We start from the raw sequence: 22,807 nt of genomic DNA on the forward strand, positions 1-22,807 counted from the left end.
ATCCCTGCTGAAATTCTCAGCAGGTCAGTGGAACACCCTGGTCAATATTGGATTGGCACTTTGCGGTTTAGCTGGTCAAGATTGCATCGGCACCAACAGGCCTGGAGAGCTGAAAGTCCCGGAAACCTGGTGTTCTGGAAACCTGGGCCTCTCCCGACACCGTGAGGGGTTAGAACTCGTCGGGATCGACAGGAGCGATCCAAGGCGTCAGTAGCGAGTAGATTTTGGCGCCACGTGCCCCGACACGCACTGACCAAAAATTGCGTGTCTTGTCTGTCCCTGCATATGTGTCGAGCACAATGCCAACAGCCCGGCGGCTTAGGTCCGTTTGTGCCTGCACTTCTTTCAGAAGCTCCGTTTTTTGAGAAGCACCGTCAGAGATGCATTTCTTGATGATCTCAATGGCTTCGGCGTCACGTGCCATGCGCGCCTTATGTTTCATCTCAGTCAGTTCTTCTTCAGGAACAAGTCGAACTGCCGCGAGCTTTTCCGCATAGGGCACTTTGGGATCACCGGGGTATGTGCAGTACACATACTTCTCGACCGGGCCACGAGACTTCTCGTTTCTGAATTCCACCAACTTGACGCCCTGTTGGCCTTCAGCGTCGGTCGCACTCATGATGTGCGCACAGTCGAAATCAGAGATGATGTCCGAAGTACCTCCATACTGCGGCCGACCATCAGCACCACGGTTCTTATTGGTGTGTGCCAAGGCAATCACGGTGCCGCCTTTGGACACAAAAGATCTGACCAAGTCGGCAAACTTCGAACTCTTCGTCTTGTCCATCAAGTCGACGAACTTCTTGAGTGTGTCCAATACCAATACCGTCCCGTTGGCCGTGCCTGTTTCGATCATCTCGAGCATTGCCACGCGAAGGCGTTCCACGCTAAAGCCCTCTTGGTCCCTCGCAAGGTAGTGAAAGCCGTACTTCTGCGCAAAGCCAAGCTTGTCTACGGCTCCGTTGAAGGAGTCATCTACATTGATGTAGTAGACCTTGTCGCCTCGGACGCGCCCACTTTCGATCGCTTCAATAAGTAGTGCGAACGTGATCAACGTCTTTCCTGTGTTGTGCTCTGCGTACAGCACGGTGGACTCCCCAAGCAGCGCCACACCTTGCATGACATGAACCTGCGCAAGCTTCTGTGTCACGAGCTGCTCGTGCTTTCCCCTCAAAGAGAACTTGTCAAGTGGGTGGGCGATCTCTTCGACTCTTTGTGCATCAACATTCTGCGCTTCGATTTCTGTAGTGTTCATATCAATCTTCAAGTTGTGTCACGCGCAGCGCATTAGCTCCGCCGTGAGCAGATAGGTATCAGTAATTGGTAGATAGATGTGGGCCGGGCGCCGACGCAACAGCAGCGTCAGGTTCCCAGCCTTTCAGGTTTCCAGACTCCCTCAGAAGGGGGCCAGAAACCGCAGGTTTCCAGGCTGCCGACACTTCGGGCCTGGGGCATCGTTCTACGTACGCTTGCGCATCGGCGACTTCCGGGCAGCAACCGGTGCCCAGTACGTGAAACACTCTCCAGAATCATCACGACGGCGATCCCACTTGTAATCGGCCAACTTCACAATGCGCGCGGCTTTTGAAGTTCCCAGCATCAACATCACTTCGCGCTGGATGGCAGCTCTGAGGTCACTCCACTCGATCTTGTAGTTTGCTCTTGCGAAGTAGCGGCCTACGTCACGAGCACTGAACTCGTCGCGGATCCATAGACTGACAAGCGCTTCTATGACCGAGCGATCAAAGGGCGCGGAAGCGTCGCCCGCTTCGGCCGCTGCTAGGGCAGCCCCGATGATGACGGAATAGTTGTTGGACGACTCGTCGCTTGCAGCAGTCTCAACTAAAGCGCGCATCGCACGATCCAAGTCGTTCATCGGCACTCGATAATTGGCTTGCCTGAACCGTTTACTAACGGCAAACCAAGCCTCCCCACCTTTGCAGTATTCGTCAACAAGGGCCTCAAGCACGTCTGGACGGAACGGAGCGAACATGTCTCCGCTTCGTGCACTCGAGATGGCTTCCTCGATGTAGTCGGGGTTCTCCAGCGGGCACCACGGCCCCGCACCGATTGCCACTGTGTCAAACATGTGCTTAGCGATTTCCATACGTATTTCCTTAACTTTTTGGTGTGCCGCCGATGTCTCGTCGCGTTGTCAAGAGGAGTCTCAGGTGTCCAAAAATCCAAGCGCACGCGCCTGCTGCCGCCGCCTGCGCGCCCTGTGGAGGCGTTGGAATTCACCTGACCTTGTCTTCCCGCTTTTCTCCCTGGCCTAGGCCAGCCGTTAAACGAATCGCTGGACTGTGGGCAGCGAGCGTCGGGCACGCACGGCCTGTACGAAGCGAACAACTTCGAAGCCATGTCTCGAGGTGGGATCAGATTCCGCCTCGGCCAAACACATCCCAAGAGCGACCTCATTGGGGACATACGCCACAGACCGTTCGATCTGCGAATTGCGTCAATTCAAAGCAGGCTTTGAACAGACTTCTTGAACAACGCTAGCGATAAAGCAAGAACAACAGACGGTTCTATGAGATAGCCTGAGCAACGCTCAGACACTTGATACGCTTTCACAGAGCAGACACTGCGAAAGGTCTTGGGATCTGTCCGGAATTTTCCGGAAACTTGGTTTATGGCACCCGAGAGTGCTGACCGTGCACATCGGCAAGATCAAGAACGTATTGTAAGCAGCTCATCAGCCGTTGACGCCGAGCCCCCGCAGTAACAAAGCGCAACATGGTGATGCCCAAAAGTAGTTTGGCAAAGCATGGCTACCTGTATCGATGGGACAGCCTGTTCTCTTTAGAACCGTCAAAAAAATAGCTGCGAGCCACCCCGGAGCAGCACCATGCGGCACCACCCCGGGGTATCTCTTTTGCGTCCCTCCATCGATCACCCACGGCAAAGCCTGCGTGTCACACGGCATTCGTCTTCAGGGTGTTCTTGGGAGAGGTGTTCCGGCGGGCCAGCACGCGGGGCCGGGTCCGGGAGGCGGGCAAGAGCTGCCCAGGTTGGCCGCAGGTGGGCCGGTTGCTGCGGGGTGATGGGTCGGGTATCAGTCCCAGGCCGGGCCGCCCAGGCGCTCCGCCTCCCACCCGAGCAGACCTGCCGCATGGCTGGTGATGGTCAGAGGCAGGAGTTCGACCGGAACATCGCTGTCCAGGATGGCAGTGGCGGCAGTCAGAACGCAGTCATGGAAAGTCATGGGTTACTTCTTTCGGTAGGTATCGAGGTAGTACACAAGCCCCGCAGCGATCAGAGTGATCACGAGGAAGTGCAGCGGAAAGGCATAGACCAAGAGGCCCAGTCCGACCAGGCACAACCAGCGGGCGCCGGAGGCCGTGAGGTGAAGGACGAGAACAGTGGTCAGGGAAGCGGCAAGCAAAGCGGCCATGAAGACTCCTAAAGCAAGGCAGAGGTAATAGGTCCTGGCGAGGGTGTCGCCGGTGGGTGGACTTACCGCTTGCAATGAGGGGGTCTGCAGGTGTTCGCAGAGGCTGGCTTATGGAGCGGCCGCGGCCCCTGCCCGCTTACCGCGAGCCTTGTCATCCTTCACAGGACGGGTGGTGGGCTGAGTGGTGGGCTCTTTGGCGGACTGAACGGCGGGTGGATTGGGCGCCTGCAGCAGGGCCTTCCAATCGACGCCTTCCACGTACTGGTAGGCATGCCGCTTGTCCGTCACTGCTTGCAGAACACCCAGGTGCTTGAGAACCGCCATCACAAAGCCAGCGGTGTTCACCGAGGTGCCCGCAAAGAGCTTTGCCAGGGCCGATGCAGACAGCGTGGTCGCCGCTATCAACAAAGGCTCTACAGCGTCATAGGCGACCCAGGAAGGGTTGTGGTGCCCCTTGCCGGTGTTGTGGGTCACACGCAGGTGCAGACGGCCTTCGGGGTCGTTTCCCAGCTCGTAGGTGAGCGTGGAGCGGCCGGACAAGGACGGGCACTGGTCGGTGCGCAGGGTAGTGATGGTGATGGTTTCTGGAGTGGTATCGGGTTGGTTGGCATCTGTCATTGGTGATCCTTTTGATGGGTTGTCGAGGAACATTCCTCATTTCAGATACGCGGTTTTTCTCAGTTTTGGGTGGGCAAAAAAATGCCACCCGAAGGTGGCTTGGTGGTCGCTGTGAGGTGGCTCCAGCAGGTGATGCAGTAGGGCTTGCTTTGTCATCGGGGGTGGCCCTCCCGGGCATAGCGATCGCAGAGCACCGCCAGTGCATGGGGGATGCCCCGGGGCATGAACACGACAATGCCGAAACCGTCGTCGCTCAGGATGAAGGTCAGCACAACCCAGTGTTCGTACACCTCCAGGGCATCCCAAGAGGGTGTGAAGTCGGGGTGATCGTTCGCCAATCCATTCCAGCGGTTATGAAGGACGGTGAAGCCCAGCTGCTGCTCCAGGGCCTGGGGGGTGTCTTCCGGGTCCATCACCACGACATGCAGCAGCGATGCCCAGTCGTCTATTTCGGTGAAGGCTTCTTCTGACAGCCGTTCCGCCACCAGAGTGTGAAGGCCTAGGACATTCTCGGTACTTGCCAGTCGGTTCAAGGCGTCGTGGTCTCGGTAGGTTTGCATAGGCAGCTTTCCTTTTTGATGAAGTGGTCAGACAAAGAAAAAGCGCCCGAAGATTGCTCCAGGGGCGCCCGGTGGGGTGCGATACATCACGAGTTGAGTTGGTCGATTTCCTAGAGGGTATTTCTCTGCTTTAGCGTCCCCGGGTCTTTCGGTTGCAGGGGGGAGCTGTGGCGGGGTTGGCGTTTATTCCGGCATGCTGGACTTTTTGATGTCCTCGATGTGGGCTCCGAGCGTGAATGCGATGTACCCGAGTGCACACACAGCCCAGAAGACCGCCATCAGGATGTCTTTGCTCAGCCCGATCAGAGCGAGCACAGCCATGGCACAGAAGATGGCAACTTGCTTCTTGGTGGTGCGTTCGATGGCATCCTTGAGTAGCTCCACCCCTTCCTTTATGTCCACGGCTTTCTTTGCGGGTGTCTGCAAGGTCATGGGGTCGGGCAAGGGTGGTTCCGCTGCGGCCTTGGCCTGTGCAGCCTGGCGGGCGGCCTCCAGTTCAGCCTGGCGTGCCCTATCTGCTTCCCTGCGAGCCCGCTCGGCCTCTTCGGCCAATTCTTTGCGCCTTGCCGCCAGTCGTTCGTTCAAGTCCATAGGTCTCCTTATGAATGCGGTGTTGATGATCCAGACGACTACTCACCCTCTTGCAGGTGGTCAGCGATGGCGCTCAGAACGGCTCCACCCAGGACTGCGCCTGCAGCACCTGCGACGGCCTTGCGCCCTACCCGCTTGGCTTGCTCTTCGGCGGCGATGACGTCATCAATGCAGCGGGCGGCACGGGCGGCTCTTTCTGATTCGGGGACGCGGCGCTCGAAAGTGACCATGAGGGTTTCTCGATCAGACACCAGCAGGTGGCGCTGCATCACCTTGGTCATGAACACCATGCGCCAGCCTTCGGAGGCCATGGCGTTGATGTAGGCCTCCAGCACGCCGGTTTCGATGCGGCCTTCGCCCAGCAGGGCTGAGCTGATGGCACCGTCGGCCACGTCGATGACCTTGTATTCGTATTCCATGGGTGTCCTCCTGGTTGATGGATGAGTGGTGGGGGATGGGTCAAAGGGAGGCGGTCACTTGCTCCAGCGGGACCGTTCGAACACGCTGGGCAGCGCAATGCTTCCCTTGTCCTTGTCGTACACGCACAGGTGGCTGGTGTACTTGCTCGCGTCTTCACTTGCCTTTTCGGAAAGCTCCACGACGATGTAGCCGTCCTTGGTCCAGTGGTCGATGGCTTTGACGATGGCACCGGATTTGGCACGCTCTTGTTTGTGGAATCTTGCGCATTCGTCTTTGATGCGGGCTAGTTCTTCGCGGCTGGGGCCGGAGCAGGCGGATATCAGCGTCAACGAGGTCAAAACGAGAACGGAAAAAGCAGATTTCATAAATTGCATAGGTGGACTAAAGCTCCTTGGTTGAGGGTTGAGATGAACGGAGAAACACTTCTTGAGCGTGGCAGCCCGCACCGTCGTGTAACGAATTTCGTGACGACGAATTATCACCACGTCACGAGACTCGTGACATGCAATCCGAGCCCACCCAACCCTCTAACGTCGTGGGCCGCCGTATGCGCTCACGGCGTGATGAGTTGGGATGGTCTCAGGAAAAAGTTGGAGTACTGATCGGGATTGACGAGTCGTCAGCTCGTGCTCGGATCAGTAGGTATGAGCTGGGGACGCATGAGGCCCCAGTGAAGACAGCCCGGCAGATAGCAGAGGCTTTGGGTGTTCCGCTCGCGTATCTGTATTGCGAGGATGAGGACGTCGCCAAACTTCTCTTGGCGCTAGCCAAGCTAAAACCGATTGCCCGGAAACAAAAGGTGTCCTTGTGGCTTTCCGAAATGGCATGAATTCGGCGCCTCCTCATCCTCTTTAGCGTCACTTAGTCGCGCACTACACTCCGCGAGAGCCCTTGAGCGGAGCCTAAACCGAAGTTTGCACGCCAACACACTGGACTCCGCATATGTGTCACTCTAATTGACGTAGGCAGCTATGTGCCAAAAGTCTGTAGCAACTGCGGAGTTCAGGTCGGTGGGGCGGTGGCGTACCAGTGTGGGCCCCTGTGGCAGGGCAAGCTTGCACTTTCTTTAAGAGAAAGAATCTGGGGCGTGATGCCCTTTATCTGCTTATCTAAGCGAACCAAGTCATCGAAACCTTTGCGCTCGCGCTCGTCGCTCTCTTTCCAAAGTAAATGATCAGCCGCCAACTGCACAATTATGGCGAAGAAATCCAGTTGAGCCGTTGGTATTCTCACACCATGAAGCGCCCCTTTCATTCGATCATGCTCAAGAGGAGCCGGAACATATTGTTGGACCAATGGTAAAAAATCGTCTCCGAAGCTTACAAGCTGCGCGTGAAACGCTGGATGCGCAATTCTTTCGACGTCGAGATCACAGTGGAACCCCATAACATGTTCAAGTGTGTCTTTAATTTGGGCAAAGTATCCGATCCTGCTAGCAAAGGAGACTGTCTTTAAACGGTCGTCTGCGAGGACGGCATCTACCTCAAAGCCAATTCGACCTTGGAACACGACGTACAAATCGTTTCCATCCGCTTGCCCACGCACGGGTAGATTGACAATCACCGGTCCGATTTCAAATTGGACTACTTGATCTGTAGACGCTGCGTGATTCGGTTGAAAAACCTCGTAGCCTGAGTATGGTTTAAACGAGGCAGCTGGATTTAGACGCTCCATGGTAGCAACGAGCGCCTCATAATGCGCAATTGCTTTATGCCAGACCTTATTAATATGGCGGCTCACTACTACAGACCCAGTAATGGTGACCAATCGTCGAAATAGTCCTTTTCAATACGACACAGTCTTGCTCCGGGAGGTATCCACCCGTTGGAGCCTACTGAGCAATTGTTTTGAAGGCATACCGCACGCTTAGTAAAAGGGCAATAAAATCCACCATTCCGGCCATCGCATCTTGAACAGGAATGACGTGGCAAATCAATATTAAGGTGTTTTTCCAACGCCGCGCGATTTAGCTCACCAATAGTCCTAGTATCGTCTACATCACCAGGCTCGAGCGACTCCAAGACACTTTGCACGCCATCCATCCAGAAATAATGATCGACCCCCTCAAATGGTCCCGCATATTTACATGCTTCGAACATAGATTCAATCTGATCAACGGCAACTTCGCTAATCCCGCAATGGGCTGCCAAACCCTCCCTAGAGATAATTGGCCCCGGATAGCGCAGCACTAGGTTGATAAGAACGTGGCCAGTTACGTAAGCAAAGAGCTTTAACATTGCTTCGCGCTGCCCTCCAGAACCGGTTGGAGCCGTCCGGTCGACTAGGCCACTATTAACGAGAGGATATCGAGTGCCGTACTGCGAAAATCGATTTTGATCCATCGGCCGATCAAGAATTGCCGCGATTCCAGCCGCTGGGCTTCGCGGCATGGGATTCAGATCTTTCACTGTCTCGCGTATATGTTGGAATCCGCGAAAAACATTTGCGATAAACGACGCCGCTGTCTCATAGTCCTTGGTCGGAATTCTAATTTCAAAAAGATTTGGTTCCTTCGGAAGGCGGGAGGCATTTCCACGGGAGTAGTCCCCAACAGGAATCGCCCTTAATTGGCACTGATCTACCACAGTCGACCCATAAAGCCCGAGGGCTCCTTTTCTTGTAAGGTCGTAATCCGTAACTACAAATCGCACATCATGTGCACTTTCGGGTCGAAGGAAATCCTCTAGTAGTTCCACCGGCTCCTTCTCATCTTGCTTCGATGGTTGCCATGTGATCACCAATGCTTCTGTGGGCAAAACTAAACTGCGGAGGGCAGCCGCCAGTCCTTCCAACTCCTCTGCGGTGTCATCTATTAAAAGAATACTTGGCATGCCTACTCCAATGGAAGCCGAACTTGAAAACAGGTGGAAAATCCAGGCGGAGGATCAATCACTGTAACTTGACCAGCGTAAGCTTCCACTCCTCTTTTTACAAGGGTCAGTCCAAGCCCCATCCCCGACCCTAACGGATCTCTGTTTTTTTCGGTCGTCGTGAACAACGGATCGAAAACGCGTTTACGCAACGCCGTTGGAATTCCTACACCCGTATCCGATACTTCCAAGTAGTGCTCACCATTCTCATTCCATGCACGAAAAGCGATGCGTCGCTCGCCTCTCCCGGATTTCCCAGTTACGGCCTTGAGAGCATTTGTGTATAGATTTAAAACGACGCCGTTATACAGTGAGAGAGGGACTGCCGGTGCCGTCGTTGACGACTCAACGCTGCTTTCTACAGCAATGCCACGCTCCTCAGCATATTTACCAAAAACCCGAATCATTTGGGCAATACGAGGCGCTGCAGGAAACGGTTTATCTGGTGTAGAAGATGCACCACGAATATAGCCCTCTGAATACGTAACAAAATCACGTAGATTCGCAATACTAGAAGACACAGCCTCAGCATCGGGCTTCAACTCGGCATGACGTCGGCTAAGCTTGTCTAAAATAGTCTTTGACTTCTCAAGATGATCGACTGCGACACCAAACTCGTGGGTCATGAATCCAGCGACTACGCCTAGCAAGCTCATCACTTCCAGCGCTTGTTCACGCTTCTGCGCATATTCTGCTTCGTTAGCGGCCGCCTCACCCAGTGCTTCCACGCGCCGAATCAGCTTTTGCTTGTCTTCACGCCGAAGGGCCGCATTACCTTCGATTTCGGTGACAATTTCGCGTGTTTCCGCTTTGAGTTTCGCCAGTCGCTGAGCACTCTCTTCCTCTGCTAGAAACTCTAAAAGCTCACGGTCAGCAACAGCAATAAGCTCCACACCAGCGCGGATAACATCCTGAAGTTCCGTAAAAGTATCATTGTGAATGAAACCTTCTCGGTCCGCTGCAGGGATTAGACCGACCTCATCTGACCCTCCACTGTCTCGGGTAGAGCGGACCCGAACTGCGCCAACAAGCTGAATCGGGTACGGTAGCTGAAGCATGTAATTTTGAGTAGGGTCTAGTCGGACCTCCTTACTCATAGGGAAATGCTTCTTGATCAAGCTCGATGTAGGCTCTCGTTGATTCCTGGCTTTATCTGCTGATAATGCAAGCCAGTCATCTCCTTGGCGCCCGTAAGGAAAAACTCTAAACCTACCATCGAATACCGCAATACCCGAATTCTCACGAACCCAAGACTCGGCGCGTTTGCCGTTCACAGGGAGATCCGTAAATGTGCCTTTGCGCTTAGGGTAAAAGCGAAGATCCGCGTCAACTGGGCCGATTGTATTATCAATTTTTTCTACGATTTCGTAACGAGGTCGCTCTTCATCACGCCGCCAAAGTTTTACAGATAACCTAGTATCACGAAGTCGAATTCTAACTCGTATAACTGCATTATTCAGAACACTCGCAGCGACGTCGAGATCAGCGGTTTGCTCCGCCTCACCATGAATGAATAGAGAAAATCCCGGATCCGCCTCATGCCCTAAACGCGGTTTTACTTCATCCTTTTCCGCTTCTTTAATGAACGCGGTATAGGGAGATACCAGCCCGATCGCCGCGGTGCGTATACGGCGTAGATCTAATGAAGAAGCATTTTTCCGGAGCTTCGTAATACTCAATCGTAAGCCCGTCGGCGTGTCATTAGGCTCTTCGTAGACATCAAAAGGCACTTCAACGCGCCCGAGATCCTCGTACCTGTCAAACTTAGGCCAGTCGAAGGTGGCAACAACTCGAGTCTTGCATTTTCGGGAAGAATCCCACGCCACGGACTCCAAGACCAAATGCCTCCCTAGGTAGCGGACTGCAAAGCGGCCAATTCCTTTTTCTCCTGAAACTGCCCGCCCATACTTTCTGCTGAAAGCCACCTTCTCTTTGCCACTTGTTCCTATGCGCATCCAGCTGGACAAAAACTCTTGCTGAGTCATTCCATTTCCATCGTCTTCGACCAGGAGCTCTTCGCCTTCCCGGGCACGCAGTCCACAGGTCATAGCATCGGCATCATAGGAATTCTTAATAAGTTCAAGCAGCGCAATTTCGGGCTCCTTTACAAGCCGCTCGCCCAACTCACGCACCAGTCTTGCTTCGACAACGAACGGAGCTGTTCCACGATCCAGCAACCGATGAGAATGGAACGCTGACGTTGGCACTATTTCGCCTCCTGTAGTAGCGAGTCCAGCACGGTATTGAGCTGATTGACCTCCAGCTTCAACAATCCCGTGGAATAAGGAATTATTCGACCGTGGAAATTAAAACCACGGATTGCAGTCAATGCTCGTTCACCTTCAGTTTTTGTCAGGCAGTACAAGCCTGCAACTCCTCCGACAGCCCGAGCGCCTACTTCATTCAAAAGACACTTGGGAGCAGCGCCTCTAAAGCCCATTGAAACCAGCCCTTTGGGAATCTGCGGCATCACAAATTTCCACCAGATGTCACGGTTTGAGCACGTCGAAGTCGCTCTTTCTGCCTCCGGAATGCTCTCCAAATACAATTGCAGGTCCCGCGAAAGCACCTCATCCGATCGAATTAGCCAGCACCGCATCCCTGCATCAACAAAATTTCGTTTGAATACCGCCTTTGAAAGGGATAAAGTGTTGTGTTCAAGGTGGCGTAGTGTCGTTACGGCCGGGACGACATCTCGACCGATTTGCAGGCCGTGTCGCACCCTTTCCCCCTCCGTTAGGACTAAGACCTTCTGAGTACCCGGACTTAATCCGCGTTTAACTGAAGTCGTACGATCTGCATCGCGTCGGTATTCGACGATCTTGTGTGAACTTAAAGAAGCCGTTTTGCTTTTCTTAAAACTATCGATTGCGGGCTCGTAATCGAAGTAGCTCCAACGGCCTGTTCCCGCTTTATCAATGATTGTGAAGGAGGCTGTCGTTAGCACCCTACCAAACACTGTATCGGGCAACCGATAGACGTCCACAGACCATCCATTAGCCTTGATGAAGTCACGTAGCGCCTGAGCGGACGGTCGGGAAACCCACTCATAAGGAACGATCTGGGCAACCAACCCGTTTTTCTTCGTGCTGGCAAGTGCAAGAAACATGAAGTATTGCCAAGCGTTTGCAAGGCCCGATATCCGGACGCCGGTGCGAGTGGCCAATTTTGGCGCAACGGTTTCACGCCAGCCCCCTGGAAGATCTTGATTGCGTACGTACGGCGGGTTGCCTATGCACACATCAGCATCGTGCACATCCGATGAGAAAGCGCATTCCCGCAGCAGCTTTGAATCTCGCCCCAGTACCGCTCCCCGAACTAGCTTTTCGTCGACCTCGTAGCCCGTGTACGAAGTGAAGGTTCCGCTGCGAGAAAAACGGCCATCACCAGCTCCAAATTCGACCACATTCCCAATCTCTGTACGCCTCGCTCCTATCAGCTCCCAAAGCCGAGCAATCCACTTTTCAGGCGTGAATACTTGGCATCTGTCGAGATAGGCAGAGACGCCGGGGTGATCGTCATGCCAGACAAGTTGCGCCTGTCCCTCAATTGGCGTGAACTCGCCTCGTTCCATTCTGGCTCCCGTTATTTCAAAGGTATGAGCAGTGTTGCGAGCCACATCATAAATAGCAAAAACTACTGCACGAGCGTTCGTCTCACTTCGACCCGTCGACGCTCCAATATGCAGGTCGTGGCATCGGCCGCAATGCTAAGCACCCATGTGAAAAACAGTGTAGCCATGTAACCAACTGCTGAACAGCTGTTAAGTACACATCGGATAGCGACTCAGCCCTTGGCATGGCGAACCGTGCCAGTGGTTCAAGATATCGCACAACAGGATACCCCCCAAAATGCTCCCGCCTCTGGCCCTGGCCCTGGCCCTGGCCCCTGGCCCCTGGCATTGAGCCACACGTACGCTGGGACGTGCCCTGGAACACCAAAGCGGACAAACCCGCCGCAGCTAACCCGCACCAATTCACATTCCTCAAGCGCTGTGCTCGCGGCGTACATTCTGGCAGCCGAATCTCGTCCGAACCCAGCCACTACAGTTCAAGACGCCATACAGCCCGCCAAACAAAAAGCCCCTGGCTCCGTAAAGAACCAAGGGCTTTTGATAACTGGTGGCCTGGGGCGGAATCGAACCACCGACACAAGGATTTTCAATCCTCTGCTCTACCGACTGAGCTACCGGGCCTGAGCCTCAAATTATAACCAGAAAAAACCGCCGTTTTGACGAGCTTGGCAAGAATTTATCGCGGGCTAGCCGCGTTTACCCCGCCCCAGATCGACACCCAACTGGCGCAGCTTGCGATACAGGTGGGTGCGTTCCAGGCCCGTTTTTTCAGCGACACGCGTCATGGAGCCACCCTCTCGGGCCAGGTGGAATTCAAAATAGGCCTTCTCAAAGCCATCCCGCGCTTCGCGCAGAGGGCGGTCCAGGTCGAAACCCTGGTGCGCGTGGGGCCCGGCGTCCACGCTGGCCATGATGGCCGACACGGCGGGCAGTTGTGAAAAAGTGGGATCGGCCGGGGCATGGACTGGAACCTGGGCCGCGGCCACCGGGGCAGCTTGGTGGGCCGCGTTGCGTGCCAGCCCTTGCTCCACGGCCTTGAGCAGCTTTTGCAGGGTGATGGGTTTTTCAAGAAACGAGAAGGCGCCGATCCGGGTCGCCTCTACGGCGGTGTCGATGGTGGCGTGGCCGCTCATCATGATGACGGGCATGGTCAGCACGCCAGCCGTCGCCCATTCTTTGAGCAACGAGACTCCATCAGTGTCCGGCATCCAGATGTCGAGGAGCACGAGGTCGTAGGTGTTGCCTGCCCGCGCCGTGCGCGCCTGTGTGGCGTTTTCTGCCAGGTCTACGCTGTGACCTTCGTCGTTCAGGATTTCCGACAGCAGATCACGAATGCCGAGCTCATCGTCGACCACCAGAATGTTTGCCATGTGTGTTGAAGCGCCTTGGGATGCTGCGGGGCGGTGTTGTTATGACGCCACCGCTGGTTCAGGGGCGAATGATAACGACACTTGGGCCCCGTGCACCACGCCATCTTCGGTGCGATTGGACAAGTCGATGCGCGCACCATGCTCATCGGCAATCTTTTTGACCACCGCCAGGCCCAGACCGGTGCCCCGGGGCTTGGTGGTGACGTAGGGTTCGAAGGCCCGCTGCAGGATGTGCGCCGGAAAGCCACCGCCACTGTCGGATACCGTGAGCCGCACGCGGCGCGAGGACTCACTCCAGCGGGTGGTGATGCGTACCGGGGGCACGGGCTCAGAGGTTCCTGCGCGCGCCTGCTCGGTGGAGTCCTGCGCGTTTTGGAGCAGGTTGTGCACAACTTGGCGCAGCTGCTGCGCATCCCCAGCGATACAAGGGCAGCGCGGGTCCAGCTCGGCTTCTACGCGCACGGCTGCGTTCTCTTCTCCATACAGATGGAGCACATCGGACACCAGGGCATTGAGGTCCAGCGCATGGAGTTCTGCGGCAGGCAGGCGTGCGTAGTCGCGGAATTCGTTGACCAGCCGTTTCATGGCATCGACCTGGTCCACGATGGTCTTGACGGACTTGGCGAGGATGGCCTGCTCGGGGCCGGACAGCTTGCCGGAGAGCTTCATTTCCAGCCGCTCGGCAGACAGCTGGATGGGCGTGAGTGGGTTCTTGATTTCGTGCGCCAGACGCCGCGCCACCTCCCCCCAGGCCTGCGCGCGCTGGGCGGAAACAATTTCCGAAATGTCGTCAAAAACCAACAGTCTGGCCGAGTCGGGCAATTCTGCGCCCCGCGCCACCAGGCTGGTGGCGTGCTGCCCCACCCCACCAGAAGACGCATGCAGCTCAAACGGCTGCTGCCAGTGGTCCAGCCCGTGGCGTTCATGGTCGCCCAGGAAAGCGTCGAAATGCCCCTGCACCGACGCCGCAAACTCGGCGAGCCCAGGCACCTCGGACAGCGGACGCCCTTCATAGGCCGCCATTGGCGCGCGCAGGATTCGGGTGGCGCCGGGGTTGGACGAACGGATCAGGCCCTGGGCATCCAGCACGATGACCCCCGCCGTGAGGTTGTCCAGAATGGTCTGCAGGTTGGCTCGCGAGGCATCGACCTCGCCCATGCTCTGCTCCACGGCCTGCCGCGCATCGGACAGTTGCTGGGTCATCAGCGCGAAGGAGCGCGTCAGGCCGCCCAGCTCGTCTTTACCCTGCAGCGCGGCCTTGGGGCTGAGGTTGCCTGCCGCCACCTCGCGCACCCCCTCGGCGAGCACAAGCAGCGGGCGGGCAAGCTGGTTGCCAAGCAGCACCGCCAGCAACACGGCGCCAAAGACCGCCAGGAACAGGCTCAGCGTGAGCGTGCCCACGTACATGCGCCGCAGGCCGCCACGGGCCAGAGCGCGCTCCTGGTATTCGCGGTTGGCCTCCTGCACTGCAATGGCGTTGGCCACAAGCGCAGGCGGCAGGGGCAGCGTGGCCTGCAGGTAACGCGGCTCCACCAGCAACCCCACGCTGGGGCTGCTAACTAGCGCGATCACCTTCACGCGCGCATTCTGTGCCGCGGCGGGGTCCGAAATGTCATCCAGCCCTTCGATCTGCGCGGTGGCGCGCTGCTGCCGCACGGTGCGCAGCAGCGGCACGCCGGGCCGATCGGGGTTCAGGCTGAAGCGCGACTGGCCTGCACTGGCCACCGCCTGGCCGGCCGCGTTCCAGAGCACCACATCGGAGGCTCCCAGCTGATCGCGGATGCGCTCCAGTACCAGCCCAGCCGCCGCATCGGGCACCTGGGCCACCTGGGCGCTGGCATTGCGCGTCTTGGCGGCCATGTCGGCGGCCAGCGAGTCCAGCGAAACGCGGGCCAGGTTCACCCCCGCGGACAAAGCCCCCTCCACTTTCACATCGAACCAGCTCTCAATGGACCGCGTGACAAACTGGTAGGACACCACATAGATCAGCAGCCCCGGCATCAGCCCCACCAGCGCAAATATCGCAGCGAGCTTGACCAGCAGCCGGCTGCCGAAGCGCCCTTTCCGCAGGCGCATGGCCAGGCGCACTGCCACCCATACCAGTACCGCCAGCAGCAGCAGTGCCACCAGCACATTCACGCCAAAGAGCCAAGCGTAGTTGCGCTCGTACAGCGCGCGGTTGTTGGTGGCCAGGGTGAGGAGGAACAGCAGCACCATCCCGATCGCCGACATGATGGCCGCCCCCACCCCCACCGCCCAGCGCACAGCGCGCGACTGGCGGGCTGCGGCATGGGCCGATGCCGAGGCTTCGGGTTTGGATGAGCCCGTGGGGGTCACTTCACAGGCTCCGCAGCCAGGCGCTGGCTGCGGGAGACCAGCAGATTCCAGCCCGAACGCCCGACGGCACCAATCTGGAAAGGCCGGGGCAGCTGGGACATATCGAGCCTGAACCGGAAATTGACGGTGTGAAGGGCATCGGCCTCAATCACGTCGTTTTCAGCGATCTTCCAGCGCGAAATTCTTTGAATGGCAGACAACGCATCGGCATAGTCGTCAAAATTTTGCCCCAGCACCACACCCAGGCCGCTGTTGGTAAAGGGCACTGGAGAGATATTCAGACGCCACCGGCGCGTCAGAGGTTGATAACTTAGGCGCAGATAGCGGGTGGTTTCAGCCACTTGGCGGTCAGACCAATACCAGCGGTCACGCAGCACCTGCGCTTCGGCCACAAAAAACATGGGGATGCCCTTGTACAGGGCGTCCTCTGCAAGCTCAGGCAATACAAACTGCAGCGTGGCGCTGAGGTAGACGCCATCTTCGGCCCGATCCAGGCGAAGTTCGCCCACCTCGGGGGACACTGGCTGCCCCGCGACGGCCTGCTGCACCATTGCGGCCCATCCCATCAACAGAAACAGTACGCATATCGCCACCCACTGAGTCCAACGGGACTCATTGAGGCGATTTTTGCAACAGTGCGTAAAAAAATCCGTCGTGGTCACCCGGTTGATTGTCCGGGACAGCCCCGGGCTTGTCCCCGTTGCCGGGAATTAAATGGCCCGGCGATGGCAGCAATTGCGCATCGGTGTTGTGTGCAAGAAACGTTTGTACTTGGGCGTCACCTTCGGCGCGGAACACGGAACAGGTGCAGTACAGCAACCGGCCACCCGGGCGCAACAGCGGCCACAGTGTCTTCAGCAGCCGGGCCTGCAATGTGGCGAGCTGTGCAATATCGCTTTCGCGGCGCAGCCACCGCACATCGGGATGGCGGCGCACGATGCCGGAGGCCGTGCAAGGCGCATCCAACAAGATGGCATCAAACAGAGCGCCATCGCAATGCTGCTGCCACCAGTCTTGCGGGCGCGCTGCATCGGCCACCACCACCTGGGCGCGCAGCCCGAGGCGCTGCAGGGTTTCGCCAATGCGGGCACTGCGGGTGGAATCGATCTCCAGCGCAATGACCTGCATCGGCGCATCGGCCCCGGCCAGCTCCAGCAGGTGCGCGGTTTTGCCCCCGGGGGCCGCGCAGGCGTCGAGCACCCGCAAAGGCTGGGTGAGATCAAGGCCTTGAAGCAGCAAAGGCGCAGCCATCTGGGCCGCAGCGTCCTGCACCGAAACCCAGCCCTGGTCAAACCCCGGCAGCGATTGCACCGGCACGGGATGCGCCAGCACCAAGCCTGCGTCACCAGACCGCTCTGCTTCCAAATTAATAGCTGCTAACGCTTTCTGGTAAAGCGCTGGGCTGCTTTTTTGTACATTTACACGCAGCGTCATCGGTGCGTGGGCGTTGTTGGCCTGCAGGATCTGCTCCCAATGCCCAGGATGGTCCTTGCGCAACCGCTCAATCCACCACACAGGATGGTTCCAGCGGGCCAGCGGATCACCCTCGGTACGGGCGACCAGCGCATCGCGTTCGCGCAGAAAGCGGCGAAGGCAACCGTTGAGGAACGAAGACTGCGCACGGGTGGACGCACTGCGCTTGGCCGCCTCTACCGTCTGATTCACCAAAGTGAACGGCTCATACGGGGACTCATCGGGGTTCCAGCACAGCGCAAGCGCCGTACACAGCAAGGCATCCGCCGCCGGCGGGGGGGTGCGTGCGACCATTTGACGGCGCAACGCCTCGGCGCGCCCTGCCTGGCGCAGCACCTGGAACAACAGGGACTGCACGCCAGGGCGCAGGCCTGCCTCCACGGCCGCCAGTGCGGCCGTCCCCGACTGACCGCCACGAATGGCCTGCAAAGCGCCAGCCACAGCCTCCAGCTGCTGCCACAGAGCTACCGGCTGGCTGGCCGCCGCCACCGCGCGGTGGGTGTCGTCGCCGGGGCTGGCGAGAGGGCGGGCACGCCGTGGCCCGTTGGTGGCGCCTGCGGAGGACATAGGGCGTACACGTGGTGGTACAGATGGAGGGTTCATTGTGGTCCTGGCAACCTTTCTACAGCCTGCGGGCGGCCTTGAATCCAAACACCCAGGCCAGCAAATTGGCTGGAAACTGGGCAATGGCTGCGTTGTAGTGCAACACCGCGTCGTTGAAAACACGGGTGGCCTGGTCATTCTGCTGGACGTGCTCGTCCCACCGCATTTGCCACAGCAACGCGGGCCGGGGCAACAAGTCTGCGGCATCGGCCAGCGCAGGCATCTGCGCGTTGTTGTCCCCTGGCAAATTGGGTACAGCCTTTTGCCAGGAGGCATGCAGCACTTCCCGTGCGGCCACCAAGGCCGCCACGGCCTCTGACTGCAGCGGACGGGCGCGCGCCATGGCAAGCGATGCGCTCAACTGGGTGGTGGCGCCTTGCAGGGCAGCCATTTCCGGTGCCATGCCGCCCGCTGGCGGAAGCTGCTGCACAGCATGCGCTGCACCAAACTCCCCCAACAACGCCAGCAACCGCACCATGTGCGCGTCAAAACTGCCAAAAGCCTGCACAACGGCCGAACGCAGCCGCATCAGGCGGTTGTAGGCACCCAAGGCCCAAAAGACGGCAATGGCGAAAACAATCCAGAAAAGAGGCGATGACCACATGCACTGTTGCCGTCTTCACGTGCACCACGTGTTCCGGCCCGAAAAGGGAATGAGAGAAGAAGACAAAAAAAGATCGAAGCGCGTGCTCCAGAAAAAAGCTCCCGGCCTGCCAAGGACAGGACGGGAGCTTTTCAGAGGCAGCCCGAGGGCTTAGTCAGCAGCTGCGTCGGTCGCCGTGGAGATGCTGCCTTCGACTTCCGGTGCATCTGCCTGGGCTTCCATTTCGGCCGCTTCGGCGTCGGCGATGGCACGGCGCTCGGCGTCGTCCATGGCGTCCTTGGCCTTGCGAGCCTGGTGGTAGGCCATGCCGGTACCGGCAGGGATCAGGCGGCCCACGATGACGTTCTCCTTCAGGCCACGCAGCTCGTCGCGCTTGCCCATGATGGCAGCCTCGGTGAGCACGCGGGTGGTTTCCTGGAAGGAAGCGGCCGAGATGAACGAGTCGGTCGACAGCGATGCCTTCGTGATACCCAGCAGCAGGTTGCTGTAGGTCGCAGGGATCTTGCCTTCGGACTGCAGCGCATCGTTGGTGTTGAGAATCTCGGAACGCTCGACCTGCTCACCACCGATGTAGTTCGACTCGCCGACGTTCTCGACCACGACGCGGCGCAGCATCTGGCGAACGATCACCTCGATGTGCTTGTCGTTGATCTTCACGCCCTGCAAGCGGTACACGTCCTGCACTTCGTCCACGATGTAGCGCGACAGCTCTTCGATACCCAGCAGGCGCAGGATGTCTTGCGGGTCGGCCGGGCCGTCCACAATCGATTCGCCCTTGTTCACCACCTGGCCTTCGTGCACCAGGATGTTCTTTTCCTTGGGCACGAGTTCTTCGAACACGTGGCCTTCAGGATCGGTGATCTGCAGGCGGACCTTGCCCTTGGTTTCCTTGCCGAACGACACGGTACCGGTCATTTCGGCCAGCGTGCCCTTGTCCTTCGGAGTACGGGCTTCGAACAGCTCAGCCACGCGGGGCAGACCGCCGGTAATGTCGCGGGTCTTCTGACCTTCGACCGGGATACGGGCCAGCACTTCGCCAGGGCCCACGTCCTGGCCATCGCGCACCTGGATCAGCGCGCCGACCTGGAAGCCGATGGTCACCGAGTGGTCGGTACCAGGGATCTTCACTTCGTTGCCTTGGGCATCGATCAGCTTCACCTGTGGACGAACGACCTTGGCAGCGCCGCGGCGCTTGGGGTCGATCACCACCAGCGTGGACAGGCCGGTCACTTCGTCGACCTGCTTGGCCACCGTGAGACCTTCTTCGACATTCTCGAACTTGGTCTGGCCGGCGAACTCGGTGATGATGGGGCGCGTCAGCGGGTCCCAGTTGGCGAGGATCGTGCCAGCCTTGATGGTCTGGTCGGCCTTCACCGTCAGCGTCGCGCCGTAAGGCACCTTGTGGCGTTCGCGCTCGCGGCCATGCTCGTCGTGGATGATGATTTCACCCGAACGCGCAATCACCACCAGCTCGCCCTTGGTGTTGCTCACGTAGCGCATCGTGGCGTTGAAGCCGATCACGCCGTTGGACTTGGCTTCCACGCTCGAGGCGATGGCGGCACGCGAAGCGGCACCACCGATGTGGAACGTACGCATGGTCAGCTGCGTGCCGGGTTCACCGATGGACTGGGCAGCGATCACACCCACGGCTTCGCCGAGGTTGATCAGGCCACCACGGCCCAAATCGCGTCCGTAGCACTTGGCGCACAGGCCGTAGCGGGTTTCGCAGGTCAGTGCGGTACGCACCTTCACCTCGTCCACCCCAGCGGTTTCGAGCCCTTCGATGATGTCTTCGTCGAGCATGACGCCCGCCTGGACCAGCACCGAGCGGTTCTCTGGATGCAGCACGTCTTCAGCCGCCGTGCGGCCCAGGATACGGTCGCGCAGCGATTCGATCACTTCACCTCCTTCGACGATGGCGCGCATCAGCGAACCATTGGCGGTGCCGCAATCCTCTTCGGTCACAACCAGATCCTGCGTCACGTCCACCAGACGGCGGGTCAGGTAACCCGAGTTGGCGGTCTTCAGCGCCGTATCGGCCAGACCCTTACGGGCACCGTGGGTGGAGATGAAGTACTCCAGCACGTTCAGACCTTCGCGGAAGTTCGCGGTAATGGGCGTCTCGATAATCGAGCCGTCAGGCTTGGCCATCAGACCCCGCATACCGGCCACCTGGCGGATCTGCGCAGCAGAACCCCGGGCACCCGAGTCGGCCATCATGTAGATGGAGTTGAAGGACTCCTGGTCCACTTCCTTGCCGTGGCGGTCCATGACCTTCTGCTTGGAGAGCTGGGCCATCATCACCTTGGACACTTCGTCGCCGGCCTTGCCCCAGATGTCCACCACCTTGTTGTAACGCTCGCCAGAGGTGACCAGACCGGACACGTATTGCTGTTCGATCTCCTTCACTTCCTTCTCGGAGCGCTCGATGATGCCGGCCTTTTGTGGGGGCACCAGCATGTCGTCGATGGCGATCGAGATACCTGCGCGCGTGGCCAGACGGAAGCCGTTTTGCAGCAGCTTGTCGGCGAACACGACCGTTTCCTTCAGACCGCACTTGCGGAAGGACACGTTGATCAGGCGCGAGATTTCCTTCTTCTTGAGCGCCTTGTTCATGTTGGAGAACGGCAGGCCCTTCGGAAGAATCTCGGACAGCAGTGCACGGCCCGCAGTGGTTTCCACGAGCGAGGTGGACGGAACGAATTCGCCCGTTTCCTTGTTCTTGGTCCACTCGGTCATGCGCACCGTGATCTTGGCGGCGAGCTCGACTTCGCCTGCGTCCAGAGCACGTTGCACTTCACCGGTATCGGCGAACACCAGGCCTTCGCCCTTGCCGTTGATACGGTCACGGGTGGCGTAGTACAGGCCCAGCACCACGTCCTGCGAAGGAACGATGGAGGGTTCGCCCGATGCGGGGAACAGCACGTTGTTGGAGGCCAGCATCAGCGTGCGGGCTTCCATCTGCGCTTCCACCGACAGCGGCACGTGAACAGCCATCTGGTCACCGTCGAAGTCGGCGTTGAAGGCCGCGCAGACGAGGGGGTGCAGCTGGATGGCCTTGCCTTCGATCAGGATGGGCTCAAAGGCCTGGATGCCCAGACGGTGCAGCGTAGGCGCACGGTTGAGCATCACTGGGTGTTCCTTGATGACCTCTTCCAGGATATCCCACACCACCGGCGTGCCGGATTCGACTTCCTTCTTGGCGGCCTTGATCGTCGTCGCAATGCCCATGGCTTCCAGGCGCGAGAAGATGAAGGGCTTGAACAGCTCCAGGGCCATCAGCTTGGGCAGACCGCACTGGTGCAGCTTGAGCGTAGGGCCCACGGTGATCACGGAACGACCGGAGTAATCCACGCGCTTGCCCAGCAAGTTCTGGCGGAAACGGCCAGACTTGCCCTTGATCATGTCGGCCAGCGACTTCAGTGCGCGCTTGTTGGCGCCCGTCATGGCCTTGCCACGGCGGCCGTTGTCCAGCAGCGAGTCGACGGCTTCCTGCAGCATCCGCTTTTCGTTGCGGGCGATGATTTCAGGGGCCTTCAGCTCCAGCAGGCGGCGCAGGCGCGAGTTGCGGTTGATGACGCGGCGGTACAGGTCGTTCAGGTCGGACGTGGCGAAGCGGCCGCCATCCAGCGGCACCAGCGGACGCAGGTCCGGTGGCAGCACGGGCAGCACTTCGAGCACCATCCATTCGGGCTTGATGCCCGACTTCTTGAACGCTTCCAGCACCTTCAGGCGCTTGGCGTTCTTCTTGACCTTGACTTCGGAGCCGGTCAGGTCGCCGCGCAGGCGTTCGATCGACAGGTCGATGTCGATGGATTCCAGCAGGTCCTTGATGCCTTCGGCGCCCATCTTGGCGATGAATTCGTCGCCGTATTCCTTGCGCTTGGCGTCGTAGTCGTCCTCGGACATGATGCTGAACTTCTTCAGCGGGGTCATGCCGGGGTCGGTCACCACATACGCTTCAAAGTACAGCACGCGTTCGATGTCGCGCAGCGTCATGTCGAGCACCAGGCCCAGACGCGATGGCAGCGACTTCAGGAACCAGATGTGCGCGCAAGGCGCGGCCAGGTCGATATGACCCATGCGCTCGCGGCGCACCTTGGTCTGCGTGACTTCAACGCCGCACTTCTCGCAGATCACACCGCGGTGCTTCAAACGCTTGTACTTGCCGCACAGGCATTCGTAGTCCTTGATGGGGCCAAAGATCTTGGCGCAGAACAGACCGTCGCGCTCGGGCTTGAACGTGCGGTAGTTGATGGTTTCGGGCTTCTTCACTTCGCCGAAAGACCACGAACGGATCTTTTCGGGCGAAGCCATGCCGATGCGGATGGCATCGAAATGCTCGTCCGGCGTGAATTGCTTGAACAGGTCGAGTAGCGATTTCATAGTGACT

General features: G+C 58.3%; 20 protein-coding genes and 1 tRNA gene. 1 reads left to right on the forward strand and 20 read right to left on the reverse strand.

What is annotated here, in order from left to right:
- Positions 1-169 precede the first annotated feature (169 nt).
- The 9 genes from ASE39_RS13650 to ASE39_RS13685 form a co-directional block, all read right to left on the reverse strand.
- Positions 170-1,255, reverse strand: a complete 1,086-nt coding sequence (locus ASE39_RS13650) for an AAA family ATPase (protein ID WP_057271503.1) — start codon at positions 1,253-1,255, stop codon at positions 170-172.
- A gap of 204 nt (positions 1,256-1,459) precedes the next feature.
- Complete coding sequence (locus ASE39_RS13655; protein WP_057271504.1) at positions 1,460-2,107, reverse strand: hypothetical protein; 648 nt, start codon at positions 2,105-2,107, stop codon at positions 1,460-1,462.
- Between the two features lie 948 nt (positions 2,108-3,055).
- Positions 3,056-3,205 carry a hypothetical protein gene (locus tag ASE39_RS26780; RefSeq protein WP_158004250.1) on the reverse strand — a complete coding sequence of 50 codons (150 nt, stop codon included), beginning with the start codon at positions 3,203-3,205 and terminating at the stop codon, positions 3,056-3,058.
- A 3-nt stretch (positions 3,206-3,208) separates the two neighbouring features.
- Entirely contained in the window at positions 3,209-3,394 is a 186-nt protein-coding gene (locus ASE39_RS13660; protein WP_057271505.1) for a hypothetical protein, read from the reverse strand.
- Positions 3,395-3,502: 108 nt separating this feature from the next.
- The gene (locus ASE39_RS13665; protein WP_057271506.1) at positions 3,503-4,012 is read right to left on the reverse strand and encodes a hypothetical protein; all 510 of its coding nucleotides are present in this window, start codon (positions 4,010-4,012) and stop codon (positions 3,503-3,505) included.
- A gap of 152 nt (positions 4,013-4,164) precedes the next feature.
- Positions 4,165-4,572: a hypothetical protein gene (locus ASE39_RS13670; RefSeq protein WP_140426770.1), complete on the reverse strand. Its 408-nt coding sequence runs from the start codon at positions 4,570-4,572 to the stop codon at positions 4,165-4,167.
- Positions 4,573-4,755: 183 nt separating this feature from the next.
- Positions 4,756-5,163 carry a hypothetical protein gene (locus tag ASE39_RS13675; protein ID WP_057271508.1) on the reverse strand — a complete coding sequence of 136 codons (408 nt, stop codon included), beginning with the start codon at positions 5,161-5,163 and terminating at the stop codon, positions 4,756-4,758.
- 38 nt (positions 5,164-5,201) lie between these two features.
- Entirely contained in the window at positions 5,202-5,582 is a 381-nt protein-coding gene (locus ASE39_RS13680) for a DUF4177 domain-containing protein (RefSeq protein ID WP_057271509.1), read from the reverse strand.
- A 54-nt stretch (positions 5,583-5,636) separates the two neighbouring features.
- Positions 5,637-5,912, reverse strand: a complete 276-nt coding sequence (locus ASE39_RS13685) for a hypothetical protein (RefSeq protein ID WP_057271510.1) — start codon at positions 5,910-5,912, stop codon at positions 5,637-5,639.
- 218 nt (positions 5,913-6,130) lie between these two features.
- Between ASE39_RS13685 and ASE39_RS13690 the strand changes: the two genes are divergently transcribed.
- A complete protein-coding gene (locus ASE39_RS13690) occupies positions 6,131-6,412 on the forward strand; it encodes a helix-turn-helix transcriptional regulator (protein WP_242421442.1) in 282 nt (93 codons plus the stop codon).
- A 173-nt stretch (positions 6,413-6,585) separates the two neighbouring features.
- On the opposite strand, the gene ASE39_RS26420 is transcribed toward ASE39_RS13690, so the two are convergent.
- From ASE39_RS26420 to rpoC, 11 genes are all read right to left on the reverse strand, one after another.
- The gene (locus ASE39_RS26420) at positions 6,586-7,350 is read right to left on the reverse strand and encodes a hypothetical protein (RefSeq protein ID WP_140426771.1); all 765 of its coding nucleotides are present in this window, start codon (positions 7,348-7,350) and stop codon (positions 6,586-6,588) included.
- Positions 7,326-8,414, reverse strand: coding sequence for a hypothetical protein (locus ASE39_RS26425; RefSeq protein WP_140426772.1), 1,089 nt, complete (start codon positions 8,412-8,414; stop codon positions 7,326-7,328). Before ASE39_RS26425 ends, ASE39_RS26420 begins: the two co-directional genes overlap by 25 nt.
- A gap of 2 nt (positions 8,415-8,416) precedes the next feature.
- Positions 8,417-10,660, reverse strand: a complete 2,244-nt coding sequence (locus ASE39_RS25870) for an ATP-binding protein (protein WP_082615432.1) — start codon at positions 10,658-10,660, stop codon at positions 8,417-8,419.
- Positions 10,660-12,027 carry a hypothetical protein gene (locus ASE39_RS26430; protein WP_140426773.1) on the reverse strand — a complete coding sequence of 456 codons (1,368 nt, stop codon included), beginning with the start codon at positions 12,025-12,027 and terminating at the stop codon, positions 10,660-10,662. The genes ASE39_RS25870 and ASE39_RS26430 overlap by 1 nt, the downstream gene beginning before the upstream one ends.
- A gap of 545 nt (positions 12,028-12,572) precedes the next feature.
- Positions 12,573-12,648, reverse strand: a tRNA-Phe gene (locus tag ASE39_RS13705).
- 65 nt (positions 12,649-12,713) lie between these two features.
- Positions 12,714-13,397, reverse strand: coding sequence for a response regulator (locus ASE39_RS13710; protein ID WP_010467253.1), 684 nt, complete (start codon positions 13,395-13,397; stop codon positions 12,714-12,716).
- A gap of 39 nt (positions 13,398-13,436) precedes the next feature.
- A complete protein-coding gene (locus tag ASE39_RS13715) occupies positions 13,437-15,734 on the reverse strand; it encodes an ATP-binding protein (RefSeq protein WP_010467252.1) in 2,298 nt (765 codons plus the stop codon).
- On the reverse strand, positions 15,731-16,300 hold the full coding sequence (locus ASE39_RS13720; RefSeq protein WP_100199533.1) for a DUF4390 domain-containing protein: 570 nt from the start codon (positions 16,298-16,300) through the stop codon (positions 15,731-15,733). Before ASE39_RS13720 ends, ASE39_RS13715 begins: the two co-directional genes overlap by 4 nt.
- A gap of 46 nt (positions 16,301-16,346) precedes the next feature.
- Entirely contained in the window at positions 16,347-17,774 is a 1,428-nt protein-coding gene (gene rsmB, locus ASE39_RS13725; protein ID WP_242421441.1) for a 16S rRNA (cytosine(967)-C(5))-methyltransferase RsmB, read from the reverse strand.
- Positions 17,775-17,829: 55 nt separating this feature from the next.
- The gene (locus tag ASE39_RS13730) at positions 17,830-18,414 is read right to left on the reverse strand and encodes a LemA family protein (RefSeq protein ID WP_057271514.1); all 585 of its coding nucleotides are present in this window, start codon (positions 18,412-18,414) and stop codon (positions 17,830-17,832) included.
- A 150-nt stretch (positions 18,415-18,564) separates the two neighbouring features.
- Positions 18,565-22,800 (reverse strand): DNA-directed RNA polymerase subunit beta', encoded by a 4,236-nt coding sequence (gene rpoC, locus ASE39_RS13735; RefSeq protein ID WP_010467244.1) that lies wholly within the window; start codon positions 22,798-22,800, stop codon positions 18,565-18,567.
- Between the last annotated feature and the right edge of the window lie 7 nt (positions 22,801-22,807).

The sequence above is a fragment of the Acidovorax sp. Root267 genome, assembly GCF_001429215.1.
GTDB lineage: Bacteria > Pseudomonadota > Gammaproteobacteria > Burkholderiales > Burkholderiaceae_C > Acidovorax > Acidovorax radicis.

Excerpts from the sequence above, each read along its gene's own strand:
- ASE39_RS26430 (WP_140426773.1), bottom strand. The coding sequence starts at position 12,027 with ATGGAACGAGGCGAGTTCACGCCAATTGAGGGACAGGCGCAACTTGTC.
- ASE39_RS26780 (WP_158004250.1), bottom strand. The coding sequence starts at position 3,205 with ATGACTTTCCATGACTGCGTTCTGACTGCCGCCACTGCCATCCTGGAC.
- ASE39_RS13655 (WP_057271504.1), bottom strand. The coding sequence starts at position 2,107 with ATGGAAATCGCTAAGCACATGTTTGACACAGTGGCAATCGGTGCGGGG.
- ASE39_RS13710 (WP_010467253.1), bottom strand. The coding sequence starts at position 13,397 with ATGGCAAACATTCTGGTGGTCGACGATGAGCTCGGCATTCGTGATCTG.
- rsmB (WP_242421441.1), bottom strand. The coding sequence starts at position 17,774 with ATGTCCTCCGCAGGCGCCACCAACGGGCCACGGCGTGCCCGCCCTCTC.
- ASE39_RS13680 (WP_057271509.1), bottom strand. The coding sequence starts at position 5,582 with ATGGAATACGAATACAAGGTCATCGACGTGGCCGACGGTGCCATCAGC.
- ASE39_RS13665 (WP_057271506.1), bottom strand. The coding sequence starts at position 4,012 with ATGACAGATGCCAACCAACCCGATACCACTCCAGAAACCATCACCATC.
- ASE39_RS13660 (WP_057271505.1), bottom strand. The coding sequence starts at position 3,394 with ATGGCCGCTTTGCTTGCCGCTTCCCTGACCACTGTTCTCGTCCTTCAC.
- ASE39_RS13675 (WP_057271508.1), bottom strand. The coding sequence starts at position 5,163 with ATGGACTTGAACGAACGACTGGCGGCAAGGCGCAAAGAATTGGCCGAA.
- rpoC (WP_010467244.1), bottom strand. The coding sequence starts at position 22,800 with ATGAAATCGCTACTCGACCTGTTCAAGCAATTCACGCCGGACGAGCAT.
- ASE39_RS13690 (WP_242421442.1), top strand. The coding sequence starts at position 6,131 with ATGCGCTCACGGCGTGATGAGTTGGGATGGTCTCAGGAAAAAGTTGGA.
- ASE39_RS13730 (WP_057271514.1), bottom strand. The coding sequence starts at position 18,414 with ATGTGGTCATCGCCTCTTTTCTGGATTGTTTTCGCCATTGCCGTCTTT.
- ASE39_RS13670 (WP_140426770.1), bottom strand. The coding sequence starts at position 4,572 with ATGCAAACCTACCGAGACCACGACGCCTTGAACCGACTGGCAAGTACC.
- ASE39_RS13650 (WP_057271503.1), bottom strand. The coding sequence starts at position 1,255 with ATGAACACTACAGAAATCGAAGCGCAGAATGTTGATGCACAAAGAGTC.
- ASE39_RS13720 (WP_100199533.1), bottom strand. The coding sequence starts at position 16,300 with ATGGGATGGGCCGCAATGGTGCAGCAGGCCGTCGCGGGGCAGCCAGTG.
- ASE39_RS26425 (WP_140426772.1), bottom strand. The coding sequence starts at position 8,414 with ATGCCAAGTATTCTTTTAATAGATGACACCGCAGAGGAGTTGGAAGGA.